Annotated in this window: 11 protein-coding genes; 7 read left to right on the plus strand and 4 right to left on the minus strand. The window is 73.1% G+C overall.

Annotated elements, in window-relative coordinates:
- Positions 1 to 119: 119 nt before the first annotated feature.
- Positions 120 to 992 (minus strand): RimK family alpha-L-glutamate ligase, encoded by an 873-nt coding sequence (locus tag JHN45_RS14720; RefSeq protein ID WP_200717275.1) that lies wholly within the window; start codon positions 990 to 992, stop codon positions 120 to 122.
- A 148-nt stretch (positions 993 to 1,140) separates the two neighbouring features.
- Between JHN45_RS14720 and JHN45_RS14725 the strand changes: the two genes are divergently transcribed.
- The 5 genes from JHN45_RS14725 to JHN45_RS14745 all read left to right on the plus strand — a co-directional run bounded on the left by JHN45_RS14725 (position 1,141) and on the right by JHN45_RS14745 (position 7,894).
- Positions 1,141 to 2,187, plus strand: coding sequence for a MerR family transcriptional regulator (locus tag JHN45_RS14725; RefSeq protein WP_201049289.1), 1,047 nt, complete (start codon positions 1,141 to 1,143; stop codon positions 2,185 to 2,187).
- Positions 2,188 to 2,245: 58 nt separating this feature from the next.
- Entirely contained in the window at positions 2,246 to 3,691 is a 1,446-nt protein-coding gene (locus JHN45_RS14730; protein WP_201049290.1) for an acyl-CoA synthetase, read from the plus strand.
- Positions 3,684 to 5,261: a carboxyl transferase domain-containing protein gene (locus JHN45_RS14735; protein ID WP_201049291.1), complete on the plus strand. Its 1,578-nt coding sequence runs from the start codon at positions 3,684 to 3,686 to the stop codon at positions 5,259 to 5,261. Before JHN45_RS14730 ends, JHN45_RS14735 begins: the two co-directional genes overlap by 8 nt.
- Positions 5,262 to 5,453: 192 nt before the next feature.
- The gene (locus JHN45_RS14740; protein ID WP_200710015.1) at positions 5,454 to 6,494 is read left to right on the plus strand and encodes a rod shape-determining protein; all 1,041 of its coding nucleotides are present in this window, start codon (positions 5,454 to 5,456) and stop codon (positions 6,492 to 6,494) included.
- A complete protein-coding gene (locus JHN45_RS14745) occupies positions 6,491 to 7,894 on the plus strand; it encodes a GAF domain-containing protein (RefSeq protein ID WP_374195619.1) in 1,404 nt (467 codons plus the stop codon). The genes JHN45_RS14740 and JHN45_RS14745 overlap by 4 nt, the downstream gene beginning before the upstream one ends.
- A 292-nt stretch (positions 7,895 to 8,186) precedes the next feature.
- On the opposite strand, the gene JHN45_RS14750 is transcribed toward JHN45_RS14745, so the two are convergent.
- On the minus strand, positions 8,187 to 8,711 hold the full coding sequence (locus JHN45_RS14750; RefSeq protein WP_200710016.1) for a hypothetical protein: 525 nt from the start codon (positions 8,709 to 8,711) through the stop codon (positions 8,187 to 8,189).
- Positions 8,712 to 8,931: 220 nt separating this feature from the next.
- Here JHN45_RS14750 and JHN45_RS14755 point away from each other — a divergent pair, with 220 nt between their 5' ends.
- On the plus strand, positions 8,932 to 9,771 hold the full coding sequence (locus tag JHN45_RS14755) for an NAD(P)-dependent oxidoreductase (protein WP_201049292.1): 840 nt from the start codon (positions 8,932 to 8,934) through the stop codon (positions 9,769 to 9,771).
- Positions 9,772 to 9,808: 37 nt separating this feature from the next.
- Here the strand turns inward: JHN45_RS14755 and JHN45_RS14760 are convergent, their stop codons facing one another.
- Positions 9,809 to 10,315 carry a hypothetical protein gene (locus tag JHN45_RS14760; protein ID WP_200710018.1) on the minus strand — a complete coding sequence of 169 codons (507 nt, stop codon included), beginning with the start codon at positions 10,313 to 10,315 and terminating at the stop codon, positions 9,809 to 9,811.
- A gap of 249 nt (positions 10,316 to 10,564) precedes the next feature.
- On the opposite strand from JHN45_RS14760, the gene JHN45_RS52960 reads away from it, so the two are divergent.
- Entirely contained in the window at positions 10,565 to 11,977 is a 1,413-nt protein-coding gene (locus JHN45_RS52960; RefSeq protein WP_307783109.1) for a beta-ketoacyl synthase N-terminal-like domain-containing protein, read from the plus strand.
- Between the two features lie 29 nt (positions 11,978 to 12,006).
- On the opposite strand, the gene JHN45_RS54700 is transcribed toward JHN45_RS52960, so the two are convergent.
- Positions 12,007 to 12,330 carry a hypothetical protein gene (locus JHN45_RS54700; RefSeq protein WP_374195617.1) on the minus strand — a complete coding sequence of 108 codons (324 nt, stop codon included), beginning with the start codon at positions 12,328 to 12,330 and terminating at the stop codon, positions 12,007 to 12,009.
- Between the last annotated feature and the right edge of the window lie 6 nt (positions 12,331 to 12,336).

The raw sequence follows: 12,336 nt of genomic DNA on the forward strand, positions 1-12,336 counted from the left end.
CCCCCTGGAGGGCACGGCCCCCACCCGCTGGGGCCTCGCCTTCACCGCCCCGGACGGACAGGGCGTACGACACCGGTGCGCGGCCGAGTTCACCTGGGGCCTGCTCCAGAGAACGGCGATCAGCTACTAGCGGCGGCGAGCACCGCGTCGACCACCGCGGCCAGCGACCCCGGATGCAGATCGAGGAAGAGGTTCGGCTCGACCAGTTCCAGTTCCATCACGCACGGCTGTCCGTCCGGCCCGTCCACCAGGTCCACGCGCGCGTACAGCAGTTCCGGCGCGTCCGGTACGGCGGCCAACGCCCGTTCGGCGACGGCGAGTTCGACGTCGGTGGCAGTCCATGGCTCCAGGTCCGGGTGGGACACCTTGTCGTCGTCGTAGGCCGTGCCCCGCGAGAGCACGGCGCCCTTCCGGGAGGCGTGGACGTACCGCCCGCCGAAGAACAGCAGCGCCCGCTCCCCGCTGACGTCCACGTTCGTGAGGTACGGCTGCACCATCGCGGTGAACCCCTCCGCGTGCATGCGCTCCAGGTGTCGTACGGCCGTCTCGTGCTCGTCGGGTGTGTAGCGGGCGGCGAAGCGGGCGCCCGCGCCGGAGGTCGGCTTGACGACGTACTCGTGGTCGTCGGGGAGGTCGACCGGGTCGCCGGCGGCGACATAGCGGGTCGGTACGACGGGCACGCCGGCCGCCGCGAGGACGCCGAGGTAGCGCTTGTCGGTGTTCCAGCGCACGACCTGCGCCGGGTTGGCGAGCCGTGTCGCCTTGCCGACCCGCTCCGCCCAGGCCACGAACTCGGCCGCCCGCCAGCTGTAGTCCCAGGTCGAGCGGATGAGGACGAGGTCGTAGCCGCCCCAGTCGGTCCCCTCGTCGTCCCACGGCGCGGCTACGGCCTCCGCCCCGGCCGCCCGCAGCGCCTCGACCAGCACCGGGAGGTCGCGGTCCTTGCTGGGCTCGGATCCGGGGTCGTAGGTGGCGAGCGCGATTCGGGGCACGGGAGCCTCCAGCTTCGTACGGCGGTAGATCGTTTCGGCAGGGTAACCACGGCCCGCGCAACCGGGGCAACCGGATTGACCTTCCCCATTGGTGAAGCCCCAGCATCGGTGGCGGAACCGGAGAGACCCGGAGAGACAGGGGGCATGCATGAGCATGCTGACGATCGGGGCCTTCGCGCGGGCGTGCAGGCTGTCGCCCAAGGCGCTGCGGCTGTACGACGAGCTGGAGCTGCTGCGGCCCGCGCGGGTGGACCCCGACACCGGATACCGGTACTACGCGGTCGAGCAGCTGGAGCGGGCGCGGCTGGTCGCGTGGCTGCGGCGGCTGGGGATGCCGCTGGCCTCGATCCGTGAGGTGTGCGCCCTCGAACCGGCCGCCGCCGCCCGTGAGATCCGTGCCTTCTGGGCGCGGGTCGAGGCGGAGACGGCGGAGCGTCGGGATCTCGCCGGGTTCCTCGTCGACCATCTCGCGGCCACGGCGGCCGTACCCGGAAAGGACACCACCATGCTCGAACTTCGTTACTCCGCCCACTCGGACCGCGGGCAGGTCCGCCCCACCAACCAGGACACCGCCTACGCGGGCGCGCGGCTGCTCGCGGTCGCCGACGGGTTCGGTCCGGCGGGCGGGCCCGCGAGCAGCGCGGCGGTGGAGGCGCTGCGGTTCCTGGACACCGAGGAGGTGTCGGCGGGCAATGTGCTCAACCTGCTGGAGGAGGCGGTGCGGGGCGCCACCGACGCGGTCCGTGACGTGGCCGATCCCGAAGAGAACGGCACGACCCTGACCGCGCTGCTGTGGACGGGCTCGAAGCTGGCGCTCGTGCACATCGGGGACTCGCGCGCGTATCTGCTGCGCGGGGGCGGGCTGTTCCGGATCACGCACGACCACTCGGTGGTCCAGTCGCTGATCGACGAGGGCCGGCTGACGGCCGAGGAGGCAGGGTCCCACCCGCAGCGCTCCCTGCTCCTCAAGGCCCTGACCACCGGCGCCCCCGACCTGAAGCTCCACGACTCCCGCCGCGGCGACCGCTATCTGCTGTGCTCGGACGGCCTGACCGGGGTCGTACCGGAGCACCGGATCCGTGAACTCCTCGCGGCGGGCCGGGACCCGGAGGAGACGGTGCGGTCCCTGGTCGACGCGGCGAACGCGGCCGGGGGTCCGGACAACATCAGTTGTGTGGTGGCGGACGTGGTGTAGGAACGGGGGTGTCCCCGACGCCGGGGACCACTGCCCCGACGTCCAAGGAGTGCACCGCGTGTCCACCCTCTTCCCGGCCCTGACGAACCCGGGCGAGCAGCCCGCCCTCAGGTTCGGTGACCGGTCCCTGACGTACGCGGAGCTGGGCGCGGCGGCGGACGCCCTCGCGGTCCGGTGCACGGGCAGCGACCGGGTCGCCGTGTGGGCCACCAACTCGCTGGAGACGGCGGTCGCCGTGGTGGCGGCACTGCGGGCCGGGGTGGCCGCGGTGCCGCTCAACCCGAAGTCGGGCGACAAGGAGCTGGGGCACATCCTGGCCGACAGCGCGCCTGCCCTGGTACTGGCCGCACCCGGCGACGAACTCGCTCCCGCCCTACGGCAGTTGGAGCGCGTCGACGTCGACGTGCGGGGTGCCGGGGGCGGGGGTCCTACCGTCTCGCCGGGCGACGAGGACCCCGCCCTCGTCGTCTACACCTCCGGCACCACCGGCCCGCCCAAGGGTGCCGTGCTCCCGCGCCGGGCGATCGCCACGACGCTGGACGCGCTCGCCGACGCCTGGCAGTGGACCGGCGACGACGTCCTCGTGCACGGGCTGCCGCTGTTCCATGTGCACGGTCTCGTGCTGGGCATCCTGGGCCCGCTGCGGCGCGGCGGCTCGGTGCGGCACCTGGGCAGGTTCAGCACGGAGGGCGTGGCGCGGGAGCTGAACGACGGCGCGACCATGCTGTTCGGCGTCCCGACGATGTACCACCGCATCGCGGAGACCCTCCCCGACGACCCCGGACTCGCCAAGTCCCTTGCCAGGGCACGGCTGTTGGTCTCCGGTTCGGCCGCGCTCCCGGTCCACGACCACGAGCGGATCGCGTCCGCGACCGGGCGCCGGGTGATCGAGCGCTACGGCATGACGGAGACCCTCATGAACACGAGCGTCCGGGCGGACGGCGAGCCGCGCGCCGGGACGGTGGGGGTCCCGCTGCCCGGCGTCGAACTGCGCCTGGTCGAGGAGGACGGCACGCCCCTTCCGGTGCCCGACGGCGAGAGCGTGGGCGAGATCCAGGTGCGCGGGCCGAACCTGTTCACGGAGTACCTCAACCGGCCCGACGCGACGGCCGCGGCCTTCACCGCCGACGGCTGGTTCCGCACCGGCGACATGGCGGTGCGCGACCCCGACGGCTATGTCCGGATCGTCGGCCGCAAGGCCACCGACCTGATCAAGAGCGGGGGTTACAAGATCGGCGCGGGCGAGATCGAGAACGCGCTGCTCGAACACCCCGGGGTACGCGAGGCCGCCGTCACCGGTGAACCGGACCCCGACCTGGGCGAGCGGATCGTGGCCTGGATCGTACCGGCGGACCCCCAGTCCCCGCCGGAACTGGCCGAGTTGGCCGACCATGTGGCAAGCCGTCTGGCCCCGCACAAGCGCCCCCGTGTCGTCCACCACCTCGCCGCGCTCCCCCGCAACGACATGGGGAAGATCCTCAAGCGCGCCCTGACCCATGACTGACCGCCTGTCCGCCCGCGAGACCCTGGCCCTCGTCGCGGACGACCTCACCTTCGCCGAACTCCCCCACCCCGTACGGGAGTCCGGGCCCGACGGCCCCCTCGCCTGGGAGGGCTACGACGCCTCGCGGGCCCGTGCCGCCGATCGCACCGGCGAGTCGGAGTCGGTGGTGTGCGGTACGGCCGCGGTCGGGGGCACGCGGGCGGTGCTGATCGCCTTCGAGTTCGGCTTCCTGGGCGGCTCACTGGGCGAACGCACCGGGGACCGTATCGAGGCGGCTTACACGTACGCCCGTGAACACCGGTTGCCGGTCGTGCCGTTGGTGGCCACCGGGGGCAGCCGGATGCAGGAGGGCATGATCGCCCTGACCCAACTCCAGCGCGTGGCACGGCAGTCGGTGCTCACCCGGGAGGCCGGGCTCGCGCAGATCGCGGTGCTGCGGGACCCGACCACGGGCGGCGGCTGGGCCACGCTGGGCGCGGGCGCGGATGTGGTCCTGGCGCTGCCCGGCGCCCAGGTCGGCTTCGCGGGCTCCCGGGTGCGCCCACCGGACGCGGACCCGTCGGCGTACACGGCCGAGGCCCAGGTGGCGGCGGGCGCGGCAGACGCGATCGTGGGACCGGGCGAGCTGCGGGAGACCCTGGGGCGGTGGCTGCGGCTGCTGACCACGCCGTGGGTCGGGCAGGCGCCGGTGCCTGCGGCGCTGGGCGCGTCGGGTCTGCCGACGGCCGGGCGGGAGGATTCGGCGCCCGCTGTCGGCGCGACCGACCCGCGGCCGCCCGCGCAAGACACCTCGACCGCGCGGGAAGACACGGCACTCGCCCACGGCGCGGACGCCCCACCGGTGCCGGCACAAGGGACCGTGCAGCACGCCTCGAACACACTGGAGGACCCGTCACCCGCCTGCGGCGCGAAGAACCCACCGGCGCCCGCACAAGAGGCCGTGCAGCGCACCTCGGCCGACCAACCGGCCACCGGTTGGGAAGCCGTGCAGCGTGCCCGTAACCCCCAACGCCCCCGCGCCGAGCGCTACTTGGACGACTACTTCACCCACCGGCTGGCGATCGGCGGGGACCGGTGCGGTGGCACGGACGCGGGCATGCTGTGCGGGTTCGGGGAGCGGGCGGGGCGGACGATCGCGTTCGCCGCGCAGGCCGGGACGGCAACGCGGCCGGCCGGGTACCGGACCGCCGCGCGGCTGATCCGGCTCGCGGACCGGCTCGGGGTGCCGGTGCTGACGCTGGTGGACACGCCGGGCGCGGCGAACGACGCCGAGGCGGAGCGGCAGGGCGCGGGGGCGGCCATCGCGGACCTGTTCGGCGCGGTGGCGTCCGTGCGGGTCCCGGTCACCACGCTGCTGATCGGTGAGGGCGGTTCCGGGGGTGCGCTGGCGCTGGCCGCGCCGGGCAACACCTGGGCCACGCCGGACAGTTACTTCTCGGTGATCGCCCCGGAGCTCGCCACCGCGATCCTGAAGCGGGCGCCGGCGGAGACGGAGCGGACGGCGGACCAACTCCGCGTCCGTCCCGAGGACTTGGCGGAGCTGGGGGTGATCAGGACCCGGCCCGTGTGAGCGGCGGGCGGCCATGAGAACATCCTCCGGCACTCTTTATGCGTTATTTACTTGGGACATAACAGACAAATAACCCATTCAGCCGCACCCCGCCCGGCCCACCACAAGGCGCGCCGACTGCCCCGCCCCCGCACGATGCGAAAGAGGCCCGCCGCCCGGCGACGCCCCGGTCCGCTCTCGGGAGAACCTTCCATGACCGTCAGCCTGGAGCAGTTGCGACGCTGCCATTTCGCCGTCGACCTCGGAGCGGCCCGCACCCGCGTCTACGTCAAGGGCGCCGGGCTCGTCGTCGACCAGCCGTCCGTCGCCGCCGTGAACACGCGGACCGGCGCGCTGATCGCCGTAGGAGAGTTCGCGGAGAAGATGACGGGCCGCACCCCCGACTACATCCGGGTCGTCCGGCCGGTCTCCGGCGGCACGGTCGTCGACATCGAGATGGCGCAGCGCATGCTCCGGCACCTGATCGGCGACAAGGTGCGCCGCGCGCTGCGCCGCAAGCCCCGGCTGCGGGCGGCGGCCTGCACCCCGCACGACGCCGATCCGCTGGCGCAGCGGGCCGCGATCGAGACGCTGGTCGGGCTCGGGGCGCGCCGGGTGGAGCTGGTCGACACGCTGATCGCCGCCGCCGTGGGCTGCGGGCTCCCGGTGGAGCGGCCCGAGGCCACCATGATCATGGTGTGCGGGGCCGCCGCGACCCAGGTCGCCGTGCTCTCCCTCGGCTCGATCGTCACCGCCGAACGCATCCCGGTGGGCGGCGAGGCCGTCGACCACGCGATCGTCCAACACCTGCGCCACGAGCACGAGTTGATGCTCCCGAGCCAGTCCGTACGACCGCTGCAGCTGGCGCTGTCCGGCAACGGTCTCACCCCGCACGGCCCGACCACCACCGAGATCCACGGGCGGGACGTGGCGAGCGGCCTCGCGCGTTCCGTGCGGGTCGACACCGCGGCCGTACGGGACGCGATCGAGACGCCGCTGACCGCCGTGCTCGACGGGATCGGCCGGGTGCTGCGCAACTGCCCGCCCGACCTGGTGGCCGACCTCGCGGACCGCGGGATCATGATGGTCGGCGGCAGCGCGCTGCTCCCCGGCTTCGACCAGATGCTGCGCGCGGCGACCGGGATGCCGGTGCACATCGCCGAGCGGCCGGACGTGTGTGCCGTACAGGGCCTGGGCTACATGCTGGAGGGCAAGATCGAGCCGCTGGTCCTGAACCCGCTGGCGAGCACCTGAGCGCGGAACCGGCCGACCCCCGCGCGGGCGTCCCCGACCTCTCCCGCCTCCTCGAAGCCGTCCTGAGCGTCGGTTCCGAGCTCGAACTGCGCACCACCCTCCAGCACATCGTGGACGGCGCCGCCGAGCTGACCGGCGCGCGGTACGCGGCGCTCGGCACGACGGACCCCGGGGCGGACGGCCTCACCGAGATCCGCACCGGCCCGCCCGAACCGCCCACAGGGGTTCTCAGCGTGCCGATCCACGTCCACGACGAGGTCTTCGGCCACCTCCACCTCGCCGGCAAGCGGCCCGCCGCCCCCTTCACCGCCGAGGACGAACAACTCCTGCACGTCCTCGCCGCGCAGGCCGGCATCGCGATCGGCAACGCCCGCCTCTACGAGACGGCCCGGCAGCGCGAGCGCTGGATCGAGGGCGCGGCGGCCGTCACCACCGCACTGCTCACCGGCGAGCGGGCGGCCGACGCGCTGCTGACCGTCGCCGAGAGCGCCCGGGCCCTGGCCGACGCCGACGCGGGGGTGATCCTGCAACCCACCGAGGCGGGCGGCATGGAGATCGTCACCGCCTCCACCTTCGAGGACCCGGGCGACATCGTCGGCACGACCATCGCGCCCGGCAGCCCCGTCCTGGTCCAACTCCTGGGCGGCGAACCGGTGTTCATCGACGACTCGGCGACCGACCCGCGCATGACGACGCATGTACGGCACCGGTTCGGCCCCAGCATGATGCTGCCGCTCCAGACCGAGGGCCGTCTCATCGGCACGCTCGCCCTCCCCCGCCGCCCGGGCGACCGCCCCTACACGGCCGTGGAGCGGTCGCTGGCAACGCAGTTCGCGTCCCAGGCCGCCCTCGCCCTGGTCCTGGCCGACGCCCGGCACCGCCGGGAACGCCTCGCCGTCTACGAGGACCGCGACCGTATCGCCCGCGATCTGCACGACCTGGTCGTCCAACGGCTGTTCGCCACCGGCATGTTGCTGGAGTCCGCGCAGCGCAGGGGCGGACCGGCCGACCCGGCCCACGCGGCCATCGGGCGCGCCGTCGACGAACTCCAGTCGACGGTCCAGGAGGTCCGCACGGCGATCTTCGCCCTGCAGCAGCCACCGGCGGAGGCTCCGACCGGCCTGCGCGGCAGGGTACTTCGGGAGACGGCGGCCGGCTTCGCGGGCCGGCCCTCGACCCATTTCAAGGGCCCGGTGGACACGCTCGTCCCCGACCGGGTGGCGACCCGGCTCCTCGCCGCGCTGCGCCGCGCCCTGGCCGCCGCGTCCCCCGACCCCGGCGCCGCCCGCCTGGAGATCACGGTCGACGTGACGAATCCGCTGCCGGACGGCCGCGACGCCGTACGGCTGAGGGTGTACAACGGCCGTGGCACGACGGTGAGTTGGCGCTCGCCTCTGTGAGGCGGGGCCGCTCGGGTCAGTAGGGCAGGATCCGCCCCGACGGCGTCCTGCGGTCGATGGTGTCGTCGCGGGGCGTGACGGGCCGGCGAATCACGCGAACACGGATCTGTCGGTTCATGGCGCCCTCCCGAGGCTCATATCTCCTATGCCCCTCTCCTATGCCCCACACTCTTCCTCGCGACTCCCAAGAACATCGCCCTTGGGGAGGCACTTGGTCTGCCTCCCGAGAAGGAGCGGCGAGGGGCCGGCTACTCCCGGAGGAGGAGACCGGCCCCTGAGACGGGCGAGGGGTTCAGCTCAGGCCGAGGTCGGACAGTGCGGTCGTCCAGTCGGTGAGGATCGCGTTCCGGGCCTGGGAGAGCGTGACGGTGCCGGCGCAGACGGCCTTCTTGAGCTTGTTCTCGACGGTGTCCTTGTTGGCGGCGGTCTTGGTGCCGTACTCCGGCTCGGGCCAGAGGTTGAGCGCGCTCTTGGGGGAGCCGCCGAGTTCGAGGGGGACGAAGTGGTCCTCCTCGTAGTCCGAGGTGCTGGTGTCGGTGTAGCCGTACTCGACGATCTGCGTCTTCTTCAGCGCGGTGGTGTAGGAGCTGGACGGCCGGACGGTCGCGGTCCACCCGGAGACGCAGATCGTGGTGTCGATGGTGGACTGGGTGACGTCCGGGTTGAAAGCACCGGGCTGACAACTGGGGTCGGGGAGCGGGAGGTAGGCCTGACTGCAGCTCTGCGCGTGCGCGGTGCCGGCGGCGACCGTGAGGCCGGCGGCGGCGAGGGCGAGGGAGGAGAGGGCGGTGACCACGGAGCGGGATATTCGGGGCATGGGGGGGATCTCCCGTAGTGGTGCCCGGCAGGGATTCCGGGCGGTCGTGAGCATGACAGCACCGGGATCATCTATGCGGGTAGAGCCCTTTGCCGGTCCCGAAGATCCATTGGTTGAATGTTTCAGTAAGGCGGGGCCTACGGAGGGCAAGTCATGGCCCGCGCTTGGTTGTCGGCACCGCGCACCGGACCCGGTCATGGGTCCCGCCTAACGTGGGCCCATGACCACGTTGACGCTTCTGCACCCCGGCGCCATGGGCGCGAAAGTCGGCGGCCAGGCGGCCCGTGCGGGTGCCCGGGTGCTGTACGTCCCCACCGGCCGCGGCGCCGCCAGTCTCCAACGGGCCCGGGACGTGGGCCTGGAGGCGGCCGAGTCCCTCCGATCCGCCCTGGCGGCAAGCGACTTCGTGCTGTCGGTGTGCCCTCCGCACGCGGCGGAGGACGTGGCGCACGAGGTCCTCGCGCACCCCTTCCGGGGCGTGTACGTCGAGGCCAACGCGATCAGCCCGGACCGTACGAGACGGATCGCGGCGGCGTGCGCGGAGCGCGACGTGCCGATGCTCGACGGCTCGATCGTCGGCGGCCCGCCCGGACCGGGCAGCGCCCCGCGCCTCTATCTGAGCGGCGACGGGAAGGAAGTGGCCAGGGTGGCGGCGCTGTTCGAGAACACCCGGGTCCTGGCCCGCCCCCTCGACGCCGGGATCGGTGCCGCGTCGGCGCTGAAGATGTCGTACGCCTCGTACCAGAAGTCGGCCCGGGTACTGGCCGCCGTCTCGCACGCGCTCGCCGCGAGCCATGGCGTGGCGGCCGAACTCGCCCTGGAGGCAGGCTCGTTGACGTCCAACATCCTCGCCGAGACCGATCAGCTGCCGAGCGTCGCCGCCAGGGCCTGGCGCTGGGCACCGGAGTTGGAGGAGATCGCGGCGACCCTGCGCGCGGCGGGACTGCCACCGGAGGTGGCGGAGGGCGCGGCGAGCGTGCTGCGCCGGTGGGACGGCGACAAGGACCGCTTCGACCTGCCGTTGGCGGAGGTGTTGGGACACCTCCGCACGGAGGAGTGAGCGGAGGATTGTGTGGAGGGGTGAGTGGAGGGGTGACTCAGGGGGCCGAGACCGTGGGTCCGAAGGAGGCCGACGCCTTGGGCCCGACACCGCTCAACTCCTGTACGGTGCCGCCGAGTCGGGCCCGGAAACCCTCCAGCAGCTCCGGCCGCGCACTGACGACCCAGCGGGTGCCGACGAGGTACTTGCCGCCGTAGACGGCCGCGGTGTCGAGCCAGGTCACCTTGAACCGCTCCTCCGGGAACGTGGTGATCCGGTACTCGCCCTGCTTCGTACGGCACTGCCCCTCACGCAGTTCCTCCGCCTCGATCCGGATCTCGGCGGTGCACCCGGTCAGCCCGGCGATCACCTCGACCTTCGCCGGGGCGACGACACCGGCCTCGGGCGCGGCGGTCACGGCCGCCACCCGCTTGCGCTCCTCCGCACCCTCGCCCTCACCGCCACCGCACGCCACGGCGAACGGGAGCAGGGCGAGCGCGGCGCCACGACGGAGGCGGGAGGCGTGTCCTCGGGTGGGCTGTGGTGTCTGTGTCTGGGGGGTCATGTCAGGGGGTACGGAGGTGTCGCGGCGACCGTTCACCCTGTTCCCGCCACCAGGGGGCCATGACGCACCGCACTTCGGACACCGCCACGGACACCGCCGCCGCCGCGATCCTCGGAGGGCTGCTCACCGACGAGGGATCGACCGATCCCTATCCGTTGTTCGAGCGGGCCCGGGCGCTCGGGCCCGTCGTGCCGGCCGGGGACGGGGTCCTGCTGGTGACCGGGTACCAGGAGGCGGAACGGCTGACGCGTGACCGTGCCTTCGGGATCCTGGGCGGGGAGACGCGCGAACCGGGCGGCTTTCGCGGGTCGCAGGATTCCGTCGTTCGAACCGCTGATCGCTGCGGAGGTGGACGCCCTCCTCGACGGGATGCCGGGACACGCGGGCCCCTCCGGCGGCGTCGACTTCATGGAGGCCTTCGCGTCCCGGCTGCCGATGGGGGTGATCTGCGAGCTGATGGGCGTGCCGCAGGAGGACCGGCTGAGGTTCCGCGCCGCCGCGTCCGCCCTCACGCTCACTCTGGAACTCGCCCCGCCCCCGGACGCGGTACTGGCGGCCGACCTCGCGGTGGCCGAACTCGTCGAGTACTTCCGGGACTTGGCCGCCCGGCGCCGCGCGGATCCGCGGGACGACCTGGCGAGCGCGCTGGCCTCGGCCTCGGCGGCGGACGGAACGGACCCCCGCCTCAGCGACCACGAGATGCTGTCGATGTTCGTGCTGCTGCTCGTGGCCGGTTTCGACACCACGGTCAATCTGCTCGGCAACGCCGTCGCGCTCGCCGCCCAACACCCCCTGGCCGCCGACGAGTTGCGCAGCGGCCGGATTCCCGCCGCCGGCTTCACCGACGAGGTGCTACGGCTCGAATCCCCCGTCCAGTACGCGGCCCGGGTACCGCTCGGCGAGGGGCTCGATGTCGGCGGGGTGCCCGCGCCCCTCGGCAGGATCGCCCCGGTGTTCCTGGGGGCCGCCAACCGTGACCCGCGACAGTACGACCGCCCGGCGGAGTTCGACCCGACCACCATCGTGGGCGCCTTCGCCAAAATGCGGGCCCTGTCCCGGCGCGGCGACGAACCGGGACGCGCCAGCCGCCCCTTCGACACCGACCGCGACGGCTTCGTCATGGGCGAGGGCGCCGCCGTACTCGTCCTGGAGAGACGCGACTTGGCCCTCGCGAGGGGCGCCAGGATCTACGGCGAGATCACCGGCTACGCGGCCAACTGCGACGCCTTCCACATCGCGGCACCGGCCCCCGAGGCGGCCACGGCGGCCGAGTGCATGCGGCTTGCCATCGCGGACGCCGGGCTCGCAGCGGCCGACATCGGGCACATCAGCGCGCACGGTACGTCGACGGTGCTCAACGACCGGGCGGAGGCGACCGCGATCCACCGGTGCTTCGCGGGACAGTCGCCGCCCCTGACGGCCGTCAAGGGCATGAGCGGCCATCTCATCGGCGGATCAGGCGCGTTGGAGGCGCTGCTGGGCCTGCTCTGCGCCGACCGGGGTGTCGTACCGGCGATCGCGAACACGCTCGGCAGCCCCGAGGCCGACCTGGTGGACGTGGTGATCGGCAGGCGCCGCACGATCGCGCGCGGTCCTGTGCTCTCCAACTCCTTCGGTTTCGGCGGTCAGAACGCGTGCCTGGTGCTGGTGCCACCGGGGTGACCCGCCGCCGCTCCTCTTCCCTCCCCGACTCACGGAACGGTCAACAGCATGCGAACCCTTGTCACCGGCGCCGCCGGTGTGGTGGGCACCGAAGTCGTCGACCGGCTGCGCGCGGATCCCGCCTGCCCCTGACCGCTCACCCGGGTGGCCCGGCGGGCACCGGACGCGGCGGTGACGACCTGGAACATCGGGAGCGAGCCGGCACCGCCGGACCTGTCCGGGCACTGGGACGTGATCGTGCACACCGCCGCCTCCACCCGCTGGACGATGAGCAGGGTGGAGGCGCAGGCGGCCAACGTGGAACCGCTGCGTGCGGTGCTCGCCCTTGCCGACCGGGACACCCTGTCGTCCATGTCTCC

This window comes from Streptomyces sp. MBT53 (assembly GCF_016654115.1).
GTDB lineage: Bacteria > Actinomycetota > Actinomycetes > Streptomycetales > Streptomycetaceae > Streptomyces.

What these genes read in the sequence shown, in the direction of transcription:
- JHN45_RS14725 (WP_201049289.1), top strand. Translation starts at nt 1,141, where the DNA reads ATGAGCATGCTGACGATCGGGGCCTTCGCGCGGGCGTGCAGGCTGTCG.
- JHN45_RS14755 (WP_201049292.1), top strand. Translation starts at nt 8,932, where the DNA reads ATGACCACGTTGACGCTTCTGCACCCCGGCGCCATGGGCGCGAAAGTC.
- JHN45_RS14735 (WP_201049291.1), top strand. Translation starts at nt 3,684, where the DNA reads ATGACTGACCGCCTGTCCGCCCGCGAGACCCTGGCCCTCGTCGCGGAC.
- JHN45_RS14750 (WP_200710016.1), bottom strand. Translation starts at nt 8,711, where the DNA reads ATGCCCCGAATATCCCGCTCCGTGGTCACCGCCCTCTCCTCCCTCGCC.
- JHN45_RS14760 (WP_200710018.1), bottom strand. Translation starts at nt 10,315, where the DNA reads ATGACCCCCCAGACACAGACACCACAGCCCACCCGAGGACACGCCTCC.
- JHN45_RS14740 (WP_200710015.1), top strand. Translation starts at nt 5,454, where the DNA reads ATGACCGTCAGCCTGGAGCAGTTGCGACGCTGCCATTTCGCCGTCGAC.
- JHN45_RS54700 (WP_374195617.1), bottom strand. Translation starts at nt 12,330, where the DNA reads ATGGACGACAGGGTGTCCCGGTCGGCAAGGGCGAGCACCGCACGCAGC.